Raw genomic sequence first — 24,597 nt, 5'->3', positions numbered from 1 at the left:
GGGTGGTTGTCATGACCGGGTCACAGCCCGCCGTGGAAGGTCCGGTTGACCACGTCCTGCTGCTGCTCCCTGGTCAACCGCACGAAGTTCACCGCGTACCCCGAGACCCGGATGGTCAGCTGCGGGTAGTTCTCCGGGTGCTCCATGGCGTCCAGCAGCGTCTCCCGGTGCAGCACGTTCGCGTTGAGGTGGTAGCCGCCCGCGTCCGTGTAGGCGTCCAGCACGCCCACCAGGTTCCCGGTGCGCTCCTCGGCGTCGCGCCCCAGCCCGTTCGGCGTGATCGTCGCGGTCAGCGAGATCCCGTCGAGCGCGTCCTCGTAGGGCAGCTTCGACACCGACAGCGCCGCCGCGACCAGACCGCGCTTGTCCCTGCCGTTCATGGGGTTCGCGCCGGGCGCGAACGGCTCACCGGCCCGGCGGCCGTCCGGCGTGTTGCCGGTGTGCCTGCCGTACACCACGTTCGAGGTGATGGTCAGCACCGACTGGGTGTGCAGCGCGCCCCGGTGCGCCGGGTAGCGGCGGACCTTCTCCATGAAGTCCCGCACCAGACCGGCCGCGATCGAGTCCGCGCGGTCGTCGTTGTTGCCGTACCGGGGGAAGTCGCCCTCGATCTCGTAGTCGACGGCCAGCCCGGTCTCGTCCCTGACCACCTTCACCGTCGCGTGCTCGATCGCCGACAGGCTGTCCGCCGCGACCGACAGGCCCGCGATGCCGCAGCCGAGCATCCGCTGCACCGGGCTGTCGTGCAGCGCCATCTCGATGCGCTCGTACGCGTACTTGTCGTGCATGTAGTGGATGACGTTCAGCGCGTCCACGTAGGTCCGCGCCAGCCAGTCCGACATCTTGTCGAACGCGGCCCGCACCTCGCCGATCTCCAGCACGTCGCCGGTGATCGCCGGGAACTCCGGCCCGATCTGCTCGCCGGTCACCTCGTCCCGGCCGCCGTTGATCGCGTACAGCAGCGCCTTCGCGAGGTTGGCCCGCGCGCCGAACAGCTGCATCTGCTTGCCCACCCGCATCGGGGACACGCAGCAGGCGATCGCCGCGTCGTCGCCGAACTGCGGCCGGATCAGCTCGTCGTTCTCGTACTGGATGGAGCTGGTGTCCACCGACACCCGCGCGCAGTACCGCTTGAAGCCCTCGGGCAGCGCGGGCGACCACAGCACCGTCAGGTTCGGCTCGGGGGCCGGGCCGAGGTTGTACAGGGTCTGGAGGAACCGGAAGCTGGACTTGGTCACCAGCGGGCGCCCGTCCTCGCCCATGCCGCCGATCGACTCGGTCACCCACGTCGGGTCGCCCGAGAACAGCTGGTCGTAGGCGGGGGTGCGGAGGAACCGCACGATCCGCAGCTTGATCACCAGGTCGTCGACGAGCTCCTGCGCGCCCTCCTCGGTCAGCGTGCCCGCCGCGAGGTCCCGCTCGAAGTAGACGTCGAGGAAGGTGGAGACCCGGCCCAGCGACATGGCCGCGCCGTTCTGCTCCTTCACCGCCGCCAGGTAGCCGAAGTACACCCACTGCACGGCCTCGCGCGCGGTGGCGGCGGGCCGGGAGACGTCGCCGCCGTACGAGGCGGCCATCTCCTTCAGCTCGCCCAGCGCCCGGATCTGCTCGGCGATCTCCTCGCGCTCGCGGATCACGTCCTCGCTGGACGGCACCTCGTTGAGCGCGGCCCGCTCGTCCTTCTTGACCTGGACCAGCCGGTCGACGCCGTACAGCGCGACCCGCCGGTAGTCGCCGATGATCCGGCCGCGCCCGTAGGCGTCCGGCAGACCCGTGATCACGCCCGCGCGCCGCGCCCGCATGACCGCGGGCGTGTAGGCGTCGAACACGCCGTCGTTGTGGGTCTTGCGGTACTTGGTGAACACCTCGCGCACCGAGGCGGGCAGCTCGTAGCCGTACGCGGCCAGGCTGTTCTCCACCATCCGCAGACCGCCGTTGGGCATGATCGCCCGCTTGAGCGGCGCGTCCGTCTGCAACCCGACGATCAGCTCCTGGGACTTGTCCAGGTAGCCGGGCCGGTGCGAGGTGATCGTGGACGGGGTGTGCTGGTCCACGTCCAGGACGCCGCGCCTGCGCTCCTCGGCGAACAGGCCGGACAGGTCCCGCCACAGCCCGGTGGTGCGCTCGGTCGGCCCGCTCAGGAAAGCCGAGTCGCCCAGGTGCGGCGCGTAGTTGTCCTGGATGAACCCGCGGACGTCGATCGAGTCGCGCCAAGCGCCGCCCTTGAAGCCGCTCCAGGCGTCGAGTCCGAGTCCTGCGGAGACCGCCGTCATGATCATGCACCCCTTAGCTCCGTGCCCACCTGAATCGTTCCGCGAGCGGGCCGCCGGACACAGGGTCGGAGGGCCCGCGCGGGGCGGGACCAGTGGTCCGTATTTACTCGGCTGAGGGGCTCAGCCGCTGGTCACGGGGGGTGAGGGGTGCTCTCTGAGGGTGGTCGCGGGAGGGCTCGACCGGCCTTCTCGGGACCTTCTGCCCAGGGGTTCCGGGACGTGTGCGGACTTCCGCTCAGCGGTGGCGCGCCGGTGACCTGCGGCTTCCGCTCAGCGGAGGCGGCGGGGCGCCCGAGGGGAGCGCTCGCGGGGGAGTGCGGCTCAGCCCTCCCACGGGGCGACGTCGGGCCCGGTGAGCCGCTCGAAGTCCAGCCCGCTCGGGTCCTGCCCCGCCGACAGCCCGGCCAGCACCCGGCCCTGCCGCCGGGCCAGCGCCGCGATCACCCCGGCGGGCACGACCGCGCCGAGGTCCACCGCCTCGACCGCCTCGCCGGACGGCTTCCCACCCGCCGCACCGGCCGCCCCCGCACCGGCCGCCCCTGCACCGCCCGCGTCACCTGCACCGCCCGCGCCTGCGCCGCCCGCACCACCTGCACCGCCCGCGCCCGTGGCTGCTGCGGCGGCCACTCCGCCCGCCCCGGCCTCCCCGCCGTCCGCCCCGCCCACCCGAGGCGCCGTGTTGTACCAGTTCCCCAGCAGCTCCAGCACCAGGTCGGTCACCAGCACCGCCCCCGCCCCGTGCACCGTGTCCGCCGCCCCGTGGAACACCCCGGCGTGCAGCGTCAGGTTTCGCGTCGCGTACAGCGCGTCCAGCACGGTCGTCATCCGGTGCTGCTGCCGCAGCAGCCACTTCGCGCACCGCTGCGGCGAGGTCAACCGCCCCCGCCAGTCGTGGGCCTGCCGCACCGCCAGCGGGTGCAGGTGCCCCAGCAGCTCCTCCAGCGGGGACTCCGGGTCCACCAGCGCCCCGACCCACCGGTTCAGGTCGTCCAGGTGGTACCGGTACCGGTAGGGCGCGTGCTCGGCCACCCGCGCCAGCCCGCCCTCCAGCACCCCGGTCAGCCGGTCCCGCTCGCCCACCGCCGCGTCCCGCACCACCTCGGCCTCGTACAGCCTGCGCTCCAGCACCTCCAGGTGCCGCCCGCTGCGCCCCGGCAGCGCGGCCCGCGCCTGCGCCACCGCCGACTCGGCCAGCGCCGCCCGGTTCCGCGCGTACCCGAGCCGCGTGGTCACCGACAGCCGCACGCACCGGTGGGTGTGCACCACGGCCTGCCGCAGGCTCTGCAGCGCCAGCGCGGCGGCCAGCTCGTCCCGGTTGCCCAGCCCGCACGCCTCCACCGCCGACCAGGCCAGCGCCGCCGTCGCGCTCGGCGAGTCCGTCCTGGCGGCCAGGTGCGCCATCCGCAGCGCCCGCCGCACCTCGTCGGGCAGCCCCGGCGCGGTCAGCGGCCTCGCCCGCCGGGTGCCGCGCCCGCTCGGCCCGATCTCCTCCGTGCCGCCCCCGGCCCTGGCCACCAGCACCCTGGGCTCCAGCGCGGGCTCGGCGAACCGGTCGCCCGCCAGGTACTGGTCCAGCAGCTCCACCAGCGTGCGCCGCGCCAACCGCCCCGCCGACGGCTTGTCCCGCGCGGTCACCACCACCCCGACCAGGCAGGCCTCGCCGCCACCGGCGAACGTCTCGGCGAACCGCCGCATCCGCGCCGTCTCCCGCCCCCAGCTGAGCCCGGCGGCCTCGCGCAGCGGCCACTGCGCCGCGTCCGCCCTGAACCGCTCCAGGTCCACCAGCTCGCTCGTGCCCCGCACCACCCCGAGCACCCGGTACTCCGCCGCCGGTGGCAGCAGCAGCTCCCAGGCCGCGTCGCCGTCGCGCGGCACGTCGGCGGTCAGCAGGTCCTGCTCCAGCGCGGTCAGGTCCCGGTCGGCGGCGGCCAGCAGGCAGGCCACCTCGTCCGCGAGCGCGTCGTGCGCGGTCGGCCCCAGCTGCCCGTCCCAGGCCTGCCGGAACCGCGCCCGCAGCACCTCCGGCACCTCGTCGGCGGCCCGCTCCAGCTCCACCGCGAACCCACCGGCCCGCGCCCGGAACCCCGACTGGTCGGCGACGACCGCCGCGTGCGCCTCCTCCAGCACCCGCGCGACCCGCTCCAGCACCGGGTCCGGCTCCCACACCGCGCGCACCGCCCGCACCTGTCGCAGCGCGTTCGCGCACATCCGGTTCACCAGCCGCACGGCGGGCTGCCCCTGCCGGTGGTGGTAGTGCAGCGCCGCCCGCACCCTGGGCAGCTCGGTGACCAGCCCCGCGAGCCCGGAGGCGTGCTTGCTCAGCACCGCGCCGGGGTCGACCCCGCCCATGACCCGCTGCAGCAGGTGCACCCGCTCCGCCGACAACGAGCCGGTGAGCCTGCCCAGCACCTGCGCGTCGAACCCCCGTTCCCCCACGGGAGCGAGCGTAGCCACCCCCCGTCGTGCGAGGCCCCGACCACCCGCCGCGACCGGAGTGCCACTACGGCCACCCGCGCGGGTGACGCGCGGACCGCGACCCGCACGGCCCACGCGCCCCGGTAACGTCAGAACGCCGATCAGGTCAGGGCGCCGCGCACGTCAGAACGTCGAGCACAGCAGCGTCAGGTTCGTCGGCGAGTCCTGCCGGTGCAGCCGGACCCCGCCGGGCGCGGCCGTGATCACCAGCGAGTCCCGGTTCCGCACGGTCACCCGCACGCACCCGTTCCCGGTCGACAGGTTCCGCCACTGCGTCACGGTCGAGTCGCCCTCCGAGAACGGGAAGTACAGCGTGTCGTCGCACTCGTAGGGCATCACGTACCGCACCCCCTCGTCCAGGTCGGCCGAGAACACCTGCACCTCGGTGGGCGAGGTGTTGCACAGGGTCGCCGAGCCGAACCGGGGCGCCGCCGCGGCGGGCAGGGCGGTGACCAGGCACAGCCCCGCGACGGCGGCGGTGGCGGCAGCGGCGGTGGCGGCGTTGCGAGCGAACATCCGAATCCTCCTGGTGGCACTCGTGGCGGGCCCGCTCCGGACCCGCGCCCCGATCCTCGGACGCCCCTCCGGGCCCTCCGCGCCAAACCGCCTCATCGGGCGAGCGCCCCATACCCCGCGCCCGCCCACTCGAACAGGTGGAGTTGCCGATCGGGCCCAGCGGCGGTGGTCAAACCCCCGGATATTGCTGTCCGTATCCGTATGGTCACGCCTTTAAAGGGGGCCGTCTGATGACCCTGCTCGCACCCGGCCGGCGATTGCTGGCAGCGGCGACGTCGTTCCTCATAGCCGCAGGGGTGAGCGTCGGTCTCGCTCCCCTGACCGCCGAAGCCGCCGTCGAACGCGCCTTCACGCTGAACTACAACGAAGAGGTCTACGGCGACTTCGTCGAGGCGGGCAACGGCAACTCCTCCTGCCCGGACGCGAGCGCCCCCACCGACCCGTTCGGCGAGGCCAAGGCCAACTGCGCGGGCGCGCAGGCCCGCACCCTCACCGCCGCCGCGAACAACAACGACTCGTACTACATGCAGTGGGCCGACGTCGACAGCAACGCCGCGACGTTCAACTCCTCCAGGGGCAGCGTCACCATCCCGCCCGGCTCGCGCGTGGCCTACGCCCGCCTGAACTGGTCCGGCGACACCGGCTCCATCAAGCTCAGCACCGGCGCCGTCTCCACCGCGCCCGGCTGCAACACCCGCCAGTTCCAGTCCACGGCGGGCACCGCGGTCGTCCCCTCCGGCACGCCCGAGTCGACCTCCACCGTGCTCACCATCGGCGGCGGCGCCCCGGTCAACATCGCCCCGCAGGTGATCACCCGCGACGCGCTGGCGAACGTGCCCTCCAGCCAGCCGCAGTTCTACTCCGCCTACGCGGACGTGACCTCCCGCTTCCAGAACCTGCCGTCCGGCACGGCCAACACCATCACCCTCGGCAACGTCTGGACCCCGCAGGGCTTCGGCTGCTACTCGGGCTGGTCCCTGGTGCTCGTCTACGCCTACGACGCGCCCAACACCGACTACGCGCCGACCAAGCGGGAGATCTTCCTCTACGACGGCCACGTGCGGCAGTCCTCCACCGACGCCGCCACGACCATCCCGGTCACCGGATTCCGCGTCGCCGCCACCCCGGTGCGCATCGGCCTGACCGCCTACGAGGGCGACTTCAACATCTCCGGCGACCGGTTCGTGGTCAACGGGACCGCGCAACCGGCGCTGCTGGACCCGTCGAACACCAACAACTTCTGGGTGTCCAACGGCCAGAACTCGGTCAGCCCGAACGTGCCGAACAACATGAGCGTCGACGCCAAGGTCGTCGAGACCAGTTCCATCGCGGTCGGCGACACCTCGGCGCAGCTCACCTTCACCACCGCCGGTGACACCTACCTGGCGCAGAACCTGGTGTTCTCCGTGCCGGTCCCGGCCATCTACATCACCAAGGACACCACCGGCGGCCCGTACCGCCCCGGCGAGCAGATCCCGTTCACCATCAGCGTGGTCGCACCCGGCGCCAGCCGCGCGGTCAACGTGACGGTCACCGACCCGTCCTTCGCGGACTGCAACCGCGCCATCGGCACCCTGCTCCCGAACGTCCCGGTCACCTACACCTGCACCGGACCCGCGCCGGACACGAGCGGCACGAACATCGCCTACGCCTCCGGCGGCGACGACTTCGGCGGGGTGGTGGAGAGCGAGGCCAGCAAGTCCTTCACCGTCATCCACCCGGCCATCGACATCACCAAGACCGCAGACAAGACCGTCTACGCGGCGGGCGAGACGATCACCTTCACGATCTCCGTCGCCAACACCGGCGACGCCCCGCTGACCAACGTGAACGTCTCGGACCCCAAGGTCCCGGCCTGCGCCCGCCCCAACCAGAACCTCGCCGTGGGCGCGCGCTTCACCTACACCTGCACCACGACCGCGCCGCTGGCCGGTGACTCCAACACCGCCACCGCGGCCGGCGCCGACCCGGCGGGCAAGACCGTGAGCGACACCGCCACGGTCGTCACCACCACGCCCGGCTCGATCTCCGGCCGCGTGTTCAACGACCGCGACGACGACGGCCTCTACGAGCCCGAGAACGGCGGCACCGGCATCCAGGGCGTCACCGTCACCCTGTCCGGCACCAGCGGCACCGGCACGGCGGTCAACCAGACCACCACGACCACCTCGGACGGCTCCTACTCGTTCGCGGGCGTCCCGGCGGGCGCCTACACCGTCGCCGAGACCCAGCCCGCCGACTACGACGACGGCAAGGACACCCCCGGCACCTTCGCGACGAGCGCGGGCAACGACCGGTTCACCGTGACCCTGCCGCAGAACGGCTCCAGCGTCGGCAACGACTTCGCCGAGCTGGCCGCCTCCAGCCTCGCGGGCACCGTCTACAACGACCTCAACGTCAACGGCGTCCTGGAGCCGGGCGAGCCGGGCATCGGCGGCGTCACCCTCACGCTCACCGGCACCGACTCGGCGGGCAACCCGGTCCGCGTCACGACCCTGACCGCCGCGGACGGCACCTACCGGTTCGACCGGCTGCGCCAGGGCACGTACAACATCGAGGAGGACCACCCGAGCACCTACCAGGACGGCCAGTCCACGCCGGGCACGGTCGGCGGCACCCCCACCTCCAGCGACATCGCCGACATCAACCTGCCCTCGCGCACCGCCGCCACGGGCTACAACTTCGCCGACTACCTGCTCGCCTCGCTCAACGGCTCGGTCGTCGACGAGCACGACGACCCGATCCCGAACGTGCGCGTCGTCCTCACCGGACCGGACGGCTCCAAGGAGACCACCACCGCCGACAACGGCGTCTGGCTGTTCGACGGCCTGCGCCCCGGCACCTACAGCGTCGTGGAGTTCCAGCCCCCCGGTTACGCGGACGGCCCCGAGACGGTCGGCGACGCGGGTGGCGTCAACTCCGACAACGACGTGTTCAGCGGCATCGTCCTGCGCTCCGGCCAGACGGGCAGCGGGTACGTCTTCCAGGAGTTCCCGTCGTCCATCGGCGGCGTCGTCTACGAGGACCGCAACGGCAACGGCGCCCGCGACGCGGGCGAGCCCGGCATCCGGGGCGTCGTCGTGACCCTGTCCGGCACCAGCGCGGCGGGCAGGCCGGTCAACCAGACCACCCGCACCAACTTCAGCGGCGACTACCTGTTCGACGACATCCCCGGCGGCCGGTACTCGCTCACCGAGACCCAGCCCGCCGGCTACCTCGACGGGCGGGAGACCGCCGGTGACGCGGGCGGCTTCCTCACCCCGCCGGACACCATCTCCGCGATCGACCTGCCCGCGGGCTACGACGCCACCGGCTACCTGTTCGGCGAGACCATCGCCGCCTCGATCGCGGGCCGCGTCGTCGACAACCTCGGCGCGGGCATCCCGAACACCACGATCACCGTCACCAACACTGACGGCTTCTCCGCCACGGTCCGGACCGACGCGTCCGGCGCCTACTCGGTGCTGAACCTGCCGCCCGGCACGTACACGGTCACCGAGACCCAGCCCACCGGCTACGGCGACGGCCCCGACACGGTCGGCTCGGCGGGGGGCGCCAACTCCGCGAACGACGTCATCAGCGGCATCGTGATCACCTCGAACACGGCCGCCACCGGCTACGACTTCGCCGAGGCGTTCAGCTCGCTCGCGGGCACCGTCTACCGCGACGACAACAACAACGGCGTCCGGGAGCCGGGCGAGGTCGGCATCGGCGGCGTGACCGTCACGCTGACCGGCAACGACGCGTTCGGCGCCCCGGTCAACCGGACCGAGACCACCGCCCAGGACGGCAGCTACTTCTTCTGCTGCCTCATCGCGGGCACCTACACGCTCACCGAGACCGCCCCGGCGGGCTACATCGACGGCCGCGACACGCCGGGCACGGCGGGCGGCCGGGTCAGCCCGCCCGACTCGATCACCCAGATCTCGCTGCCCCCCGGCGTCGCGGGCACGGACTACCTGTTCGGCAACACGGTGATCGCGGGCATAGCCGGGCGGGTCGTCGACGACGCGGGAGCGGGCATCCCGAACGTCACGATCAACCTGTTCGGCCCGACCAACCTCACCACGACCACCGACGCCACCGGCAGCTACCTGTTCGCGAACCTGCCGCCCGGCACGTACACCCTGGTCGAGGTCCAGCCCACCGGCTACGGCGACGGCGCGGACACGGTCGGCTCGGCGGGTGGCAACATCGTCACCAGCGACGTCATCGGCAACATCCGGCTGACCTCCGGCGCCGCCGCGACCGGCTACGACTTCGCCGAGACCCGCAGCTCCCTCGCGGGGTCGGTGTACGTCGACGCCAACGGCAACGGCGCCCGCGACGCGGGCGAGACCGGCATCGCCGGTGTCGCGGTCACCCTCACCGGCACCGACGACGCGGGCAACGCGGTCAACCGCCCCACCACGACCGCCGCCGACGGCGGGTACTCGTTCACCGGCCTGCTCTCCGGCGACTACCGGGTCGACGAGGCCCAGCCCGCCGGGTACCTGGACGGCGCGGACACGCCGGGCACGGCGGGCGGCACGGCCACCCCGCCGGATTCGATCACCGCGATCGACCTGCCCGCCGGGAACGCGGCGACCGGCTACCTGTTCGGCGAGAGCAGCCCGTCCGGCATCACCGGCCGGGTCGTCGACGACGCGGGCAACGGCGTCCCCGGCGTCACCATCACCCTGACCGGTCCCGGCGCGGGCGGTCCCACCGCCACGACCACCACCGGTCCCGACGGGTCCTACGCCTTCACCGGCCTGACCCCCGGCAGCTACACGATCACCGAGACCCAGCCGGTCGGCTACGGCGACGGTCCCGACGCGGTCGGCACGGCGGGCGGCACGAACTCGCCGAACGACACGATCACCGGCATCCCGGTGACCTCCGGCTCCACCGCCTCCGGCTACGTCTTCGCCGAGACGCGGTCCGCGATCGCCGGTTCGGTCTACGACGACCGCAACGGCGACGGCGCCCGCGACCCCGGCGACACCGGCATCGGCGGCGTGCTGCTGACCCTGACCGGCACCGACGCGCTCGGCGCGGCGGTCAACCGGACGACCACCACCGCCGCCAACGGCGACTACTCGTTCACCGGCCTGCTCTCGGGCACCTACCGGATCGACGAGACGCAGCCCGCCGGGTACCTGGACGGCATCAACGCGGTCGGCACGGCGGGCGGCACGCTCGTCCCGCCGGACACGATCGACGCCATCACCCTCCCGGTCGGCACCGCCGCGACCGCCTACCTGTTCGGCGAGACCGTCCAGGCGGGCATCTCCGGCCGGGTCGTCGACGACGCGGGCACCGGCATCCCCGGCGTCACCGTCACCCTGACCGGGCCGAACGGCTCCGGGACCACCCAGACCACGACCACCGGTCCCGACGGCTCCTACGCCTTCACGGACCTGCTGCCCGGCACCTACGTGCTCACCGAGTCCCAGCCCGCCGGGTACGGCGACGGCTCGGGCGCGGTCGGCGCGGCGGGTGGCGCCAGCACCGACCCGAACACCATCGGCGGCATCACCGTCGACTCGGGCACCGCCGCCACCGGCTACGACTTCACCGACACCCGAGGCTCGCTCTCGGGCGCGGTGTACACCGACGTCAACGGCAGCGGCTCCCGCGATCCGGGCGAGCCCGGCATCGAGGGCGTGCTGGTCACCCTGACCGGCACCGACGCGACCGGTGCGAGCGTCAACCGCACCGCCACGACGAACGCCACCGGCGACTACTCGTTCACCGGCCTGCTCTCGGGCACGTACGCGGTGACCGAGACCCAGCCCGCCGGGTACCTGGACGGCGCGGAGACACCGGGCAGCGAGGGCGGCACGATCACCCCGCCTGACTCGATCACCGCGATCACCCTGCCGGTCGACGCCGACGCCGTGGACTACCTGTTCGGCGAGTCCGTCGCGGCCGGGATCTCCGGCCGGGTCGTGGACGAGCTGGGCGACGGCATCCCCGGCGTCACCATCACCCTGACCGGCCCGACCAGCGCCACCACCACGACCGGTCCCGACGGCTCCTACGCCTTCGCCGACCTGCTGCCCGGCAGCTACTCGATCGTCGAGACCCAGCCGGTCGGCTACGGCGACGGCCCCGAGACGGTCGGCACCGCCGGTGGCGACGACTCGCTGAACGACGAGTTCACCGGCATCACCATCGACTCGGCCACCGCCGCCGTCGGCTACGTGTTCGCCGAGAAGCGCGGCTCCCTCGCGGGCGCCGTGTACGTCGACAACAACGGCAACGGCGTGCGCGATCCGGGTGAGCCGGGCATCGGCGGCGTCACCGTCGACCTGACCGGCGCCGACGCGCTCGGCAACCCGGTCACCGCCAGCGTCGTCAGCGACCCCGACGACGGCTCCTACCTGTTCCCCGGCCTGCTCTCGGGCACCTACTCGGTCACCGAGACCCAGCCCGCCGGCTACCTGGACGGGACGGAGGCCGAGGGCACCTCGGGCGGCACGGTCACCCCGCCGGACTCGATCACCGCGATCGACCTGGCGGAGGGCGTCGACGCCACCGGCTACCTGTTCGGCGACTACGTGGCGTCGAGCATCACCGGCCGGGTCGTGGACGAGGCGGGCAACGGCATCGCGGGCGTGGGCCTGAGCCTGAGCGGCCCCGGCGCGACCGGCACCACCGCCGTCACCACGACCGGCCCGGACGGGTCCTGGACCTTCACCGGTCTGGTGCCCGGCCTCTACACCGTGATCGAGACCCAGCCCGCCGGGTACGGCGACGGCCCGGACACCCCCGGCCTCGCCGGCGGTGACACCACGATCAACGACGAGTTCGTCGACATCCCGGTGACCTCGGGCAGCGCGCCGAGCGGCTACGTGTTCGCCGAGAAGCGCGGGTCCCTCGCGGGCCTGGTCTTCGAGGACGACAACGGCGACGGGGTGCGCGATCCGGGCGAGCCCGCCATCGGCGGCGTCACGGTGACCCTGACCGGCACCGACGTCAACGGCGACGTCAGCCTCACCCAGGTCACCGACACGGCGGGCGGCTACTCGTTCACCGGCCTGCTGACCGGCGACTACACCGTCACCGAGACGCAGCCCGCCGGGTTCCTCGACGGCATCGACACCGCCGGGACCTCGGGCGGCACGCCCACCCCGCCGGACTCGATCACCGGCGTCGACCTGATCGCGGGCGCCGACGCCACCGGCTACACCTTCGGCGAGCTGATCGGCGGCACGCTGTCCGGTCGCGTCGTGGACGAGTCGGGCAACGGCATCGAGGGCGTCACCATCACCCTCGACGGCCCGACCCCGGCCACCACCACGACCGGCCCCGACGGGTCGTACTCGTTCACCGGCCTCCAGCCGGGCCAGTACACGATCACCGAGACCCAGCCCACCGGGTACGCCGACGCGGGCGGCACGGTCGGCTCGGCCGGTGGCACCCCGACCGGCGACGTCATCGGCGGCATCACGGTCGGCTCCGGCACGGTCGGCGCGGGCTACGACTTCACCGACAAGGCGGGCTCGCTCGCGGGCTCGGTGTACGTCGACGCCAACGGCAACGGCCTGCGCGACGCGGGCGAGGACGGCGTCGCGGGCGTCACGGTGACCCTCACCGGCACCGACGACACCGGCGCCGACGTCAACCGCACCGCGCTCACCGAGGCGGACGGGTCCTACCTGTTCGACGGGCTGCTCTCCGGCACCTACGCCATCACCGAGACCCAGCCCGCGGGCTACCTCGACGGGATCGACGCCCCCGGAACCGCCGGGGCCACCGTCACCCCGCCGGACTCGCTGACCGCGATCGACCTCGCGGCGGGCGACGACGCCACCGGCTACACGTTCGGCGAGCAGGTCGCGGCCTCGCTCTCCGGCCGCGTCGCCGACGAGGCGGGCAACGGCATCCCCGGCGTCACCGTCACCCTCAACGGCCCGACCACGGCCACGACCGTGACCGGCCCCGACGGCTCCTACTCGTTCACCGGCCTGGTGCCCGGCGCCTACACCGTGGTCGAGTCCCAGCCGAACGGGTACGGCGACGGCCCCGACACCGCCGGTTCGGCCGGTGGCGGCACCGACGTCAACGACCAGATCAACGGCATCGTGCTCGGCTCGGACACCAGGGCCACCGGCTACGACTTCACCGACACGCGCGGCTCCATCGCCGGATCGGTGTACGAGGACGTCAACGGCAACGGCGCCCGCGACAGCGGCGAGCCCGGCATCGGCTCCGTCCAGGTCACCCTGACCGGCACCGACGCCCTCGGCAGGCCCGTCAGCACGACGGTCCTGACCGACCCGGCCGGTGGCTACACCTTCACCGGCGTGGTCGGCGGCACGTACACCGTGACCGAGACCCAGCCCGGCGGGTACCTCGACGGCGCCGACACCCCCGGCACCGCCGGTGGGACCGCGACCCCGCCGGACTCGATCACCGGCATCGCGCTCGGCGGCGGCCAGAACGCCACCGGCTACCTGTTCGGCGAGTCCGCCCAGGCGGGCATCTCCGGCCGGGTCGTCGACCAGGCGGGCAACGGCATCGCCGGGGTGACCATCACCCTGACCGGTCCGACCACCGCCACCGTCGTCACCGACGCCAGCGGCGGCTACGCCTTCACCGACCTGCCGCCGGGCACCTACACCGTGACCGAGACCCAGCCCGCGAACTACGGCGACGGTCCCGACACGGTCGGCACGGCGGGCGGCGACGCCTCGGTGAACGACGTGTTCAGCGGCATCGTGATCAACTCCGGCACGGTCGCGGCGGGCTACGTGTTCGCCGAGGTCCAGGGCTCGATCTCCGGCGCGGTCTACTACGACGCCAACGGCAACGGCGTCCGCGACGCGGGCGAGGTCGGCATCCCGAACGCGACGGTGACCCTCACCGACGCGGCCGGGGACGTGGACCTGCTGGTCACCACCGCCAACGACGGCTCCTACTCCTTCGCGGGCCTCCCGCCGGGCACCTACACGATCGTGGAGACCACGCCCACCGGGTACGACGACGGCCAGGAGACCATCGGCTCGGCGGGCGGCACGCTCGTGCCGCCGGACAGCATCGCGAACGTCCAGCTCGCGGCGGGCCAGTCCGGCGAGGGCTACCTGTTCGGCGAGATCGGCGACGTCGGCGGGGTCGGCAACCCCGGCGAGGAGGTCTCCATCGGCGGTGTCGTCTTCCTCGACGCCAACGGCAACGGGGTGATCGACCCGACCGAGACCACGCGCCTGGCCGACGTCGTGATCACCCTGAAGGACTCGACCGGCCAGGAGCTGGAGCTGGCGGCGACCGACGCCAACGGCGCCTACGAGTTCACGCTGCTGCCCGAGGGCACCTACACCGTGGTCATCACGCAGCCCGCGGGCTACGGGTCGACCACGCCCGCCGAGGTCACCGTGACGGTGCCCGCCGGTGGCACGGGTGTGGCGAACTTCGGCGAGCAGCTCGGCCTCATCGGCGACTACGTGTGGGACGACGAGAACGGCAACGGGATCCAGGACGCCGGTGAGAAGGGCGTCGCCGGGGTGGTCGTGGTGCTCAAGGACGCCTCGGGCGCCGAGATCACCCGCGTGACCACCGGCGCCAACGGCGAGTACGGCTTCACCGGCCTGGCCCCCGGCCAGTACCTGGTGACCGTGCTGTCCCCGACCGGCACGACGCTGGCCAAGCCGGGCCAGGGCGCCGACCGCGCCCTCGACTCCGACTTCGACCAGACGACCGCCACCTCGGCCCCGCTGACCATCGCCATCACCGGCGGCCGGATCAGCCAGCTGACCGACGTGGACGCCGCCCTGATCGGCTCGGTGGTCGACCTGACCATCGGGCTGACCGTGGACAAGCCCGCCGCGCAGGTCGGCGACACGGTGACGTTCACCGACGTGGTGAGCAACGACGGCAACGTGCCGGTCGTGGGCGCCACGACGACGATCACCCTGCCCGAGGGCCTGAAGCCGGTCACGGCGACGGGCGACGGCTGGGAGTGCGAGATCACCGGCCAGGTGGTCACCTGCACCACCGAGGCGGTCGTCCCGGCGGGCGGCTCGCTGCCGCCGGTGACCGTGGTGAGCACCGCGACGGCCCCGATGACCGCGACCGACGCGGTGGCCGAGGTCGTCCCGGCGGTGGGCGTGTCGCAGACGAACACCGACAACGACGTGGCCGTGGTGGCGGTCGAGATCGCCCAGCCCGCCACGACCACGCCGCCGACCACCACGACGACGACTCCCCCCGCCGCGGTGGCCACCCCGGCCCCGCCCGCGCAGGAGCCGCTGGCGTGGACCGGTGTGCAGGTCGCCGGGATGGTCCTGGGCGGTCTGGCCCTGCTGGTCGCCGGTCTCGGCGCGCTGGTGATGGGCAGGCGTCGGAGGGGGGAGCACCTGTGACCCCCTGAGCTGAGCGCTCGGCCCCGGTGTCCACTGCGGACACCGGGGCCGAGCGCTTTCCGCGCTTTCCGCGCTGGGTGCGCCGGGGGTCAGCCCGCCGTGGTGGTGGCGCCGCCCAGCGCCCTGGTCACCGTCTCGACCAGCAGGTCGGCCCGCGCGCCCGCCAGCTCCTCGCCCGCAAGCCCCGCGCCCGCCGCGCCGCGCCCCAGCACCGGCGAGTCCGGCGGCATCACGTGGACCGCGTGCAGCACCGCCATCAGCAGCTGCCTGCACCACAGCGGGTCCTCGGCGGTGATCGCCCCGACCTCCCGCAGCCTGCGGAACAGCAGCTCGATCCCGTCCTTCACCTCGCCCGACAGCACGGGCCCGCACTCCTCGTCCGAGGCCAGCTCCACCGCGAACCGGTGGCTGACCTTGAGCTCGAACACCACCTGCGCGAGCCGGTGCAGCGCGACCAGCGGGGGAGCGGTGGCCACGCGCGCCTGGAGCACGGCCTGCCGGTAGCGCTCGCCGATGTCGGCCACGAGCGCGTCGTGCAGCGCCTTGCGCGAGGAGAACCGCCGGTGCACGGTCGCCCGCGCCAGGCCTGCCGCGTCCGCGATGCGCTCCAGCGACGCGTTCGGGTCGTCGGTCAGCACCGACTGCGCCGCCTCCAGGATGCGGGCGGTGCTGCGCTCGGCGTCCGCGCGCACCCGCTTGGGCGCGTCCTCCACGCTCATCGGCCACCTCCCCGGTCCACAAGGCAACCCTACTTCCCGTCGTCCTGAGAGCAAAGCTACCCACTTCTTGACTTAAGTGCGACAGTGATGTTTCAGTTGAAGGGCGAACTGATCCACTGAACAACGGGAGCGGAACATGGACCTCAACCTCGCAGGGAAGCGCGTCCTGGTGACCGGCGCCAGCAAGGGCATCGGCCTGGCCACCGTCCGGGCCTTCCTCGCCGAGGGCGCGTCGGTGGTCGCGGTCGCCCGCAGGACCACCCCCGAGCTGGAGGCCGCCGGCGTCGAGTTCGTCGCCGCCGACCTGTCCACCCCGGACGGCCCGCGCCACGCCGTCGAGACCGCCCTCGCGGCCGACCCGCGCCTGGACGTGCTGGTCAACAACGCGGGCGGCGGCGAGCTGCCCGACGGCGCGCTCGCCGACCTGCTCGACGGCGACGACGCGACCTGGCTCCACTCCTTCGGCCTCAACCTCGGCGCCGCGCTCCGCACCACCCGCGCCGCGCTCCCCGCGCTGATCGAGGCGCGCGGCGCGATCGTCAACACCAGCAGCAGCACCGCCCGCCAGCCCCAGGGCGTCCCGCTGCACTACGCCGCCGCCAAGGCCGCCCTGAACGCGTTCTCCAGGGGTCTGGCGGAGAAGCTCGCCCCACAGGGCGTGCGGGTCAACGTGGTGACCCCCGGCGGCACCCGCACCGCGATCATGGCGGACCCGGACGGCTACATCGCCAGGGTCGCCACCCACCTGGGCGTGGAGCACGCGGAGCTGCTCGCCGCGATGCCCGCGCAGAACGGGATGCTCACCGGCGTGCTGATCGAGCCCGACGAGATCGCCCGCGCCATCCTGCTGCTCGCCTCCCCGACGCTGCCGAGCGCCATCGGGCAGAACTGGGCGATCGACGCGGGCTCGCTCAAGTCCGCCTGAGCGCGGCCGGGCGCGCGCGGGAAAACCCCGTGCGCGCCCACCCCGCCCTCGGCTAGAACCGGGTGTGCTCTTCTACTGCGCCAAGTGCGGCGGCGAGCTGACCCCGGACCTGACGCGCCTGCCCGAGGTCCCGGAGGCCGACCTGGACCACCGGGACCGCGCGCACCACGCCCCGCCCACCGTCCCACGCGGCTCCTGGGCGCTCGTCCCCGACTCGGACGACCCGCACGCCCCCGCCGTCCCCCGCGCCGCCCCCGGCGTCCGCCTGCTCCACCCGGAGGACGCGCCGACCCTGCGCGAGCGGTCGAGCGGCGCGAACCTGGAGGGCTGCTGCGGCCCGCACGGCGGCAACGGCCCCAACCTGGCCTGCCCCTGCGGCTCCCTCGTCGCGACCCTCCTGGCCGACTGCCTCGGCCCCTGGGAGGTCCGCCTGCACCCCCTGCGCACCTGGGCCCACGACCCGGACGAGGGCTGACGGCGCGCCCGGCCGCCCACGTCTCCGGCCGTTCGCACCGCCCCCGCTACAGGTCCCGCGCCACGATCGCGGCCAGGTTCCGCTCGGCCAGCGCCGTGATCGTCACGAACGGGTTCACGCTGGTGTTGCCGGGGATCAGCGACCCGTCCACCACGTACAGCCCCCGGTACCCCGGCAACCGCCCGTGCCCGTCCGTCGCCCGCCCCAGCACCACCCCGCCCAGCGGGTGGTACGTGAGCCCGTCGCCCCACACCTTCCCCACCCCGAACAGGTCGGCCCGGTACACCGTCCCCTCGACCGAGTTGATCCGGTCGAAGATCGTCCTGGCCATGTCGACCGACGGCTGCTTCCACTCCCGCCGCCAGTCCAGCTCGACCCGCCCCGACTCCGGGTTCCAGGCGAACCGCCCGCGCCTCGGGTTGGCCGTGATCGCCAGGTAGAACGAGGTGAACGTCTCGACCCCGGTGGGCAGCGGCGCGACCTCGGCGAACGCCCCGCCCGCCGCCCAGTTGTCGATCCCGCCGGTGGGGATGCACGACTGGAGCGCCCCGGTCGGGTCGGACGCCTTGTTCGCCCGCCCGACCATCACGTTCCCGTTCTCGCCCCACCCGTTCCCCACCTCGGGGCCGAGCGCGGGCAGCAGCCCGGTGTCGCGCAACCGGGTCAGCAGCTTGCTCGTCCCCACGCTCCCCGCCGCGAAGAACACCCGCTCCGCCTCCACCCGCTTGGTGGAGCTCACCCGCCCGTCCCCGTCCAGCACGTCGAGCAGCACCTCGTACCCGCCGCCGACCGGCCGCACGCTCGTCACCTCGTGCAGCGCCGAGATCGTCACCCGACCGGTGGCCAGCGCCCGCGCGAGGTAGGTCTTGGGCAGCGAGAGCTTGCCGTGGTTGTTGCCGTAGATCACCTCGGCGGCCAGCGCCGACCGGGGCGCGGTCCCGGCCTCCTCGCGCTCCAGGTGCGCCCAGTCGTACACGCCGGGCACCAGCTCGAACGGGAACCCGGAGCGCTCCGCGTGCCGACGCCCCACCCTGGCGTACCGGTAGCACTCGGCCTGCTCCCACCAGTCCGGGTCGACCAGGCCCGTGCCCAGCTCGGCGTTCGCCAGCGGGTAGTAGGTGGAGTACATCTCCTCGGGGTCGACGTTCGGCAGGATCGCCGCGAACCGCTCCCGCTTCGGAGTCACCGCCATCCCGCCGTTGACCAGCGACCCGCCGCCGACGCCCCGGCCCTGGTAGACGGTGATGCCCGCGAACTCCTCGGCGTCCAGGATGCCGGTGCGGCGCGGGACGGCGCGGTCGACCGGGAGGCCGAGGAAGTTGCTCAGCGGCTGCTTGGTCCAGGTGCGCAGCCAGTAGGAGCGCTCGTCCGGGTTGAGCATGTTCGCGAAGACCTTGCCGTCCCACCCCGGCTCGTCCCACGACCTGCCCTTCTCGACCACGTGCACCGGCACGCCCGCCCGCGCCAGGCGCAGCGCGGCCACCGCGCCGCCGTAGCCGGAGCCGACGACGAGCGCAGGGACGCGCGCGCCGTCGGGCACTTCGGCGGGGGACTGGGCTGCGGGGGACTGGGCTGTGGGGGAGTGGGCGGCGGCGGGCGCGGTGGCGCCGAGCGCCGTGCCCAGCGCCGCGCTGCCTGCGCCTGCGAGGAAGGACCTGCGGGAAACGGACCGGGTCACGGAACTGCCCTTCGCCGGGGGACGGGGGCGCCACGCGCGCGGCCGGGTTCCCGGCGGGACCGGTGCTCGGGTCCGCTCGTCGGGCGCTGTGCGCGGCCGGTTTCCCGGTCCGCCCACCCCCTACGCGCGCCCCGACTACCCCCGGTCCCCGGCCGAGGTGAGCCGCAACGCCTGGACCTCGGCACGCAGCGCCCGCAGCTCCGCGAGCACCACCTGATCGGCCGTCCCCGGCTCGGGGGAGGCGGTCGCGTTCGGTCGCGCCGGGCTCAGCTCGTGCTCCATCGCGTTGCACACCACCGCGATGAACAGGTTCAGCATCGTGAACGTGCCCACCAGCAGGTAGCAGACGAAGAAGATCCAGGCGAGCGGCTGCCGCTCCATCAGGTCCCGCATCACGTCGGACCAGCCGTCGCCGGTGGTGATCTGGAGCAGCGTCAGCACCGTGCTGCCGAGGTCGGCGAACCGCTCGTCACCGGTGGGGCGGAACAGGTTGATCGCGATCACGCCGCCCACGTACAGCAGCAGCACCATCAGGCCGGTCAGCGAGAGCAGGCCGGGGATCGAGCGGACGAGCGCGGTGACGACGCGCCTCATGCTGGGCACGATCGAGATCAGCCGCAGGACGCGCAGGATGCGCAGCGACCGGATCACGGTCAGCACGCCCGTCGCGGGCACCAGCGAGATGGCGACGACGACGAAGTCGAAGCAGTTCCACGGGTCCCGGAAGAACCGCAGCCGCTCGGCGTAGAGGCGGGCGGTCAGCTCGGCGACGAAGATGGCCAGCGCCAACCGGTCGACCGCGTGCAGCAGGCCGCCGTGGGAGTCCATGAGTGCGGGGACGGTCTCGCAGCCCAGGGTCACCGCGTTGACGACGATGACCACGATGATGAACCGCTGGAAGGCCGGGCCGTCGAGAAACGCCTCGACCCGCTCGCGCAGAACCATTGTTCCGAGTGCTCCTACTCGCTGTGGTGATCGTGAGAACACTATCCGTGACCACCGACACCGCCTCACCCCGATGCGCACTCCGGTCGGACGAGCCGTCCGACCCGGACGACGACCCCGCGCACCCCGGTGTGGACCGGCGGTCACCGCAGGGGGAGGGGCGCTGCTCCAGCAGGGCCGGCGCTATTCCACTCTATTCCTTCAGTGTGGAACGAAACTGAACCGGGAGTAAGCACCACCCCCACCACGCGGGCCTGTGCCGCACCGGCCTTGATCGCGCTGATCCTGACCAAACCGGCCCTGACCGGACCGGCCTTGACCGGACCGGCCTTGACTGCGCCGACCCTGGCTGGCTGGACCTGCCCTGACCGGACCGGCCCTGACTGCGCCGACCCTGACTGGCTGGACCTGCCTACCTGAACCTGCCCGACCCGCGCACCGGCCATCGACCGCTGGCCACCGCGTACTGACTGCTGGTCGACGGGCACTGGCTGCTGGTCGCTGGCCATCGACCGCCGCCCGCCGACTGCTGACCGCCGACCGCTGGTTGCCGACCGCTGGCCACTGGTCATCGCCCACTGCCTACTGGCCGCCGCCTGTGGGCCACCACCCACCGCCTGCCGACCATCGCTGTTGGCCAACAGCCGCCGCCCGCCTGCCGCCACGCACCCGCCCTACCCACTGCCCGCCCCTACCCACCACCCGCTCGCGCTCAGCACTCCGCCCGTGCCTCAGCCCGTGCACCTTCCCGCCTGCGTGCGCCCTCGTCCCTGTACCCCGCCAGCGCTCACCACCCGCTTGGGCCCGCCACCTACCCGCGTTCGCCGCCCCCGCACCCCGCCCCCGCACCCCGCCGCCCCACACGATCAGGCACCCCACCCCCCACCCCTCCCCGAAGTGGCGCTTCCCTCGTGGCCCGCCCCGCCCCCCTGTGCTTCCATCGGCACCATGCCCACGATCACGACCAACGACGGCGTGGACCTCCACGTCACCGACGAGGGGACCGGCTCGCCCGTGGTGCTGGTCGCCGGTTACGGCGCGCCCGCCACCAGTTGGGCCTTCCAGACCGAGGCGCTCCTGGCCATGGGCCACCGGGTCCTCGGCTTCGACCGGCGCTGGCACGGCGAGTCCGCCCGACCGCCGCACGGCCACCGCCTCTCCCGCCACGGCAAGGACCTCCACGACGCCCTCGTCGCCCTCGACCTCCGCGACGCCGTCCTCGTCGGCGGCTCCATGGGCGCGGGCACGATCTGGGCCTGCCTGAGCCTGTTCGGCGCCGACCGCGTGCGGGGCGTCGTCAGCGTCGACCAGACCCCCAAGATGATCAACTCTGCGGACTGGCCCTACGGCTTCTACGGCCTCACCGAGCAGAACTCCGGCGACTTCTTCGCCAAGGGCGTCCCCAAGACCGGGCGCGGCTACTCCGCCGCCAAGTCGCTCAAGTCCGCCGCCCGCCTGGTCAAGAAGGCGGGCATGGGCGCCGTCCCGAACGACCCCGGCAAGGAGACCTGGCCGCTCCTGCACGACCACGCCCACCAGGACTGGCGCGACGTCGTCCAGCGCTGCGACGTCCCCGTCCTCATGCTCGCCGGTCGCGACTCGCAGCTCTGGCCGTGGCAGCACGCCGAGGCCGCCGTCACCGGCAACCCCAACGGCCGGGCCGTCGTCATCGACGACTGCGGCCACGGCGCCAACTTCGACCAGCCCGACCGGGTGAACGCCGAGATCCTGGCGTTCCTGGGGGACCTGTGACCCTGCTGCACGCCCTGGGCGACCTCGCCCTCACCGACCCCGACGTCCTCGCCAGCCTGAGCCACGACGACGCCGAGTGGGCCCCGGTCGGGACCCCGCTGGCCGCCGTCCGCCCGCGCACCCCCGAGCAGGTCCGCGACGTCGTCCGCGCCTGCCTTGAGCACGGCGCGCCGATCGTGCCGCGCGGCGCGGGGACGGGCCTGTCCGGCGGGGCCAACGCCGTCGACGGCTGCGTCGTCATCGCCCTCGACCGGATGAACCGCGTCCTGGAGATCGACCCGCTCGAACGCCTCGCCGTCGTCCAACCCGGCGTGATCAACGACGACCTCCGCAAGGCCGCCGCCGAGCACGGCCTGTGGTACCCGCCGGACCCGGCCAGCTCCCCGTGGTCCACGATCGGGGGGAACGTCGCCACCAACGCGGGCGGCCTGTGCTGCGTCAAGTACGGCGTCACCCGCGACTACGTCCTGGGCCTCCAGATCGTCACCGGGACGGGCGACCTGGTCCGCCTGGGCAGGCGCACCGCCAAGGGCGTCGCGGGCTACGACCTGACCAGCCTGGTCGTCGGCTCCGAGGGCACCCTGGGCGTGGTCACCGAGGTGACCGTCCGCCTGCGCCCCCTTCCACCTCCGGCGGTCACCGTGGCGGGTTACTTCCCGTCCGTCGTCACGGCCGGTGAAGCCGTCCGCGCGACCGCCGAAGCAGGCCTGACCCCGGCCGCGCTGGAACTGGTCGACCGCCACTGCCTGCGCGCCGTGGACGAGTGGAAGCGCACCGGCGTCTCCGCCGACGCGGACGCCGTCCTGCTGGCCCGCTTCGACGACCCCGGCGAGGCGGCGGACGCGGCGGCCGAGCGGATGCTGGCCTGCTTCGAGGCGGCAGGCGCCACCTGGGCCGCCCGCTCCACCGACCAGGCCGAGTCCGAGGCCCTGTTCTCCGCCAGACGCCTGGCCTACCCGGCCCTGGAACGCCTGGGCCCGGTCCTCACCGAGGACGTCTGCGTGCCCAAGTCCAAGGTCCCGGAGATGCTGGGGCGCATCGAGCGCACGGCCGAGCGCCACCGCGTCACCATCGCGAACATCGCCCACGCGGGCGACGGCAACCTGCACCCCCTCCTCGTCACCCCACCGGGCGACGAGGACGCGCGGGCCCGAGCGCAAGCCGCCTTCGACGACATCGTCGCGGCAGCGCTGGAACTCGGCGGCACGGTCACCGGCGAGCACGGCGTCGGCCTGCTCAAACGACCGGGCCTGGCGGCCGAGCTGTCCCCCGAGGTGCTGGCCATGCACCGAGCCGTCAAAGCGGCACTGGACCCGTCGGGCCTGCTCAACCCCGGCAAGGCCTTCTAGCGCACCGAGAGCTTCCAGCGCGCCGAGCGCCCGGCGAACCCCGAACGGGCCGGAACCCAGCGCGGCCCCGGCCCGTTCGACGCCGACGCTAGAACCGGTCCCGGCGGATCGCGTCCAGGAACCGGCCGAGCGCGGCGGGAGAGGTCCGAACGACCCCGGCGGTGGGCGCCTTGCTGTCCCGCAGCCGGTCCAAACTGCCTGCCACCTCGACGCAGTCGGACTGAGAGCCGCTCCTGCTGCTCTTGCGCCACTGCGGCGACGTCGGTTGAGCCATGCCTAGGGACCCTTCTCCTCGATCAGCTTCTGGATCAGTCGTACAGAGTTTGCCTCGTCCATCGAAACTGACAGAAGCTGGGCGCGCTGTCGAACGTAGACGTCGGTTTCCGCCGGATCCACGAAGAACGCGCCCGACCTGGAGAGTTCCACGTGCACGATCGGCGGTTGGTGATCGAATTCGAGGAGCATGAAAGGGCTGATCAAGGCTGAGTGGCTGGCGGAGTTGACGGGAATCAGCCGGATCGCGACGCGTTCCCGCTCGGCCACGTCGACCAGGTGGCGCAGCTGCGCGCGGTGCGTGTGCTCATCGCCGAGCCGCCGGTGCAGCACGGTCTCGTCGATGATCGCGGTGTAGCGGACCCGCTCCAGCATCCGCTGGCGGTGCGAGCGCCCCATCAGCCGCGCGCCGATGTCGTGGTCCGGGATGCCGTCGAGCTGCATGAACGCCGACGCGGTCTCCATCGTCTGCAACAGGCCGGGGATCAGCAGCGGAGACCAGTTGGTGATCGACACCGCCTCGTTCTCGTAGGTCGCCAGCGTCACCGACTCGTTCGGCAGGCCAGCCCGGATGGTCTCGATCCAGGCAGGCTCCTCCGGCGTCCTGGCCATCGCCATCAGGCGCTCGCGCTCGACCCCGACGATCTTGAAGATCGCCAGGATGCCGCTGACCTCCTCCGAGTCGACCGGCCGCTTGCCCGTCTCCATCCGCGAGACCTTGGCCTCGCTCCAGCCCATCCGGTCGGCGACCTCCTTCATGGAGAGGCCGCTGCGCTTGCGGATCACCCTGAGTTGGGCACCGAGGCCCTGTGCCTTCTTCGCTGGCGTGCTCACCGACGCTCCCGCTCCCCATTCCGCAGATTCACCC

Annotated in this window: 13 protein-coding genes; 5 read left to right on the top strand and 8 right to left on the bottom strand. The window is 73.1% G+C overall.

The genetic code is table 11. The features are described from left to right. Positions 1-20: 20 nt before the first annotated feature. The 3 genes from pflB to LV78_RS02770 form a co-directional block, all read right to left on the bottom strand. Positions 21-2,273, bottom strand: a complete 2,253-nt coding sequence (gene pflB / locus LV78_RS02780; RefSeq protein WP_253843074.1) for a formate C-acetyltransferase — start codon at positions 2,271-2,273, stop codon at positions 21-23. A gap of 321 nt (positions 2,274-2,594) precedes the next feature. Continuing rightward, complete coding sequence (locus LV78_RS02775; RefSeq protein WP_253843072.1) at positions 2,595-4,709, bottom strand: hypothetical protein; 2,115 nt, start codon at positions 4,707-4,709, stop codon at positions 2,595-2,597. A gap of 162 nt (positions 4,710-4,871) precedes the next feature. Beyond that, positions 4,872-5,264 (bottom strand): hypothetical protein, encoded by a 393-nt coding sequence (locus tag LV78_RS02770; RefSeq protein ID WP_253843071.1) that lies wholly within the window; start codon positions 5,262-5,264, stop codon positions 4,872-4,874. A 296-nt stretch (positions 5,265-5,560) separates the two neighbouring features. Here LV78_RS02770 and LV78_RS02765 point away from each other — a divergent pair, with 296 nt between their 5' ends. Next, positions 5,561-15,613 carry an SdrD B-like domain-containing protein gene (locus LV78_RS02765; protein WP_253843069.1) on the top strand — a complete coding sequence of 3,351 codons (10,053 nt, stop codon included), beginning with the start codon at positions 5,561-5,563 and terminating at the stop codon, positions 15,611-15,613. Positions 15,614-15,702: 89 nt separating this feature from the next. Here the strand turns inward: LV78_RS02765 and LV78_RS02760 are convergent, their stop codons facing one another. Then, entirely contained in the window at positions 15,703-16,332 is a 630-nt protein-coding gene (locus LV78_RS02760) for a TetR/AcrR family transcriptional regulator (protein WP_253843067.1), read from the bottom strand. 136 nt (positions 16,333-16,468) lie between these two features. On the opposite strand from LV78_RS02760, the gene LV78_RS02755 reads away from it, so the two are divergent. Next, the gene (locus LV78_RS02755) at positions 16,469-17,257 is read left to right on the top strand and encodes an SDR family NAD(P)-dependent oxidoreductase (RefSeq protein WP_253843066.1); all 789 of its coding nucleotides are present in this window, start codon (positions 16,469-16,471) and stop codon (positions 17,255-17,257) included. A 64-nt stretch (positions 17,258-17,321) separates the two neighbouring features. Beyond that, entirely contained in the window at positions 17,322-17,732 is a 411-nt protein-coding gene (locus tag LV78_RS02750; RefSeq protein WP_253843065.1) for a hypothetical protein, read from the top strand. A 46-nt stretch (positions 17,733-17,778) separates the two neighbouring features. Here LV78_RS02750 and LV78_RS02745 read toward each other — a convergent pair whose 3' ends face one another. Together LV78_RS02745 and LV78_RS02740 are read right to left on the bottom strand one after the other, a co-directional pair. Beyond that, positions 17,779-19,410: a GMC oxidoreductase gene (locus LV78_RS02745; RefSeq protein ID WP_253843064.1), complete on the bottom strand. Its 1,632-nt coding sequence runs from the start codon at positions 19,408-19,410 to the stop codon at positions 17,779-17,781. A gap of 135 nt (positions 19,411-19,545) precedes the next feature. Then, complete coding sequence (locus LV78_RS02740; RefSeq protein WP_253843062.1) at positions 19,546-20,355, bottom strand: ion transporter; 810 nt, start codon at positions 20,353-20,355, stop codon at positions 19,546-19,548. A gap of 948 nt (positions 20,356-21,303) precedes the next feature. On the opposite strand from LV78_RS02740, the gene LV78_RS02735 reads away from it, so the two are divergent. Both LV78_RS02735 and LV78_RS02730 read left to right on the top strand, forming a co-directional pair. Further along, positions 21,304-22,107: an alpha/beta fold hydrolase gene (locus tag LV78_RS02735; protein ID WP_253843060.1), complete on the top strand. Its 804-nt coding sequence runs from the start codon at positions 21,304-21,306 to the stop codon at positions 22,105-22,107. Beyond that, positions 22,104-23,456, top strand: coding sequence for an FAD-binding oxidoreductase (locus LV78_RS02730; RefSeq protein ID WP_253843059.1), 1,353 nt, complete (start codon positions 22,104-22,106; stop codon positions 23,454-23,456). Before LV78_RS02735 ends, LV78_RS02730 begins: the two co-directional genes overlap by 4 nt. Before the next feature lie 88 nt (positions 23,457-23,544). Here the strand turns inward: LV78_RS02730 and LV78_RS02725 are convergent, their stop codons facing one another. Further along, entirely contained in the window at positions 23,545-23,730 is a 186-nt protein-coding gene (locus LV78_RS02725) for a DUF397 domain-containing protein (protein WP_253843058.1), read from the bottom strand. Between the two features lie 2 nt (positions 23,731-23,732). Continuing rightward, positions 23,733-24,563, bottom strand: coding sequence for a helix-turn-helix domain-containing protein (locus LV78_RS02720; protein ID WP_253843056.1), 831 nt, complete (start codon positions 24,561-24,563; stop codon positions 23,733-23,735). Positions 24,564-24,597 lie beyond the last annotated feature (34 nt).

The organism is Actinosynnema pretiosum (assembly GCF_024171695.1).
Classification (GTDB): domain Bacteria; phylum Actinomycetota; class Actinomycetes; order Mycobacteriales; family Pseudonocardiaceae; genus Actinosynnema; species Actinosynnema pretiosum.
Note: the sequence above shows the minus strand (reverse complement) of the source record. Positions and strands in the feature narration are given on the sequence as shown.

Coding starts and splice junctions, on each gene's coding strand:
- LV78_RS02755 (WP_253843066.1), top strand. CDS start 16,469: ATGGACCTCAACCTCGCAGGGAAGCGCGTCCTGGTGACCGGCGCCAGC.
- LV78_RS02760 (WP_253843067.1), bottom strand. CDS start 16,332: ATGAGCGTGGAGGACGCGCCCAAGCGGGTGCGCGCGGACGCCGAGCGC.
- LV78_RS02735 (WP_253843060.1), top strand. CDS start 21,304: ATGCCCACGATCACGACCAACGACGGCGTGGACCTCCACGTCACCGAC.
- LV78_RS02740 (WP_253843062.1), bottom strand. CDS start 20,355: ATGGTTCTGCGCGAGCGGGTCGAGGCGTTTCTCGACGGCCCGGCCTTC.
- LV78_RS02770 (WP_253843071.1), bottom strand. CDS start 5,264: ATGTTCGCTCGCAACGCCGCCACCGCCGCTGCCGCCACCGCCGCCGTC.
- LV78_RS02725 (WP_253843058.1), bottom strand. CDS start 23,730: ATGGCTCAACCGACGTCGCCGCAGTGGCGCAAGAGCAGCAGGAGCGGC.
- pflB (WP_253843074.1), bottom strand. CDS start 2,273: ATGACGGCGGTCTCCGCAGGACTCGGACTCGACGCCTGGAGCGGCTTC.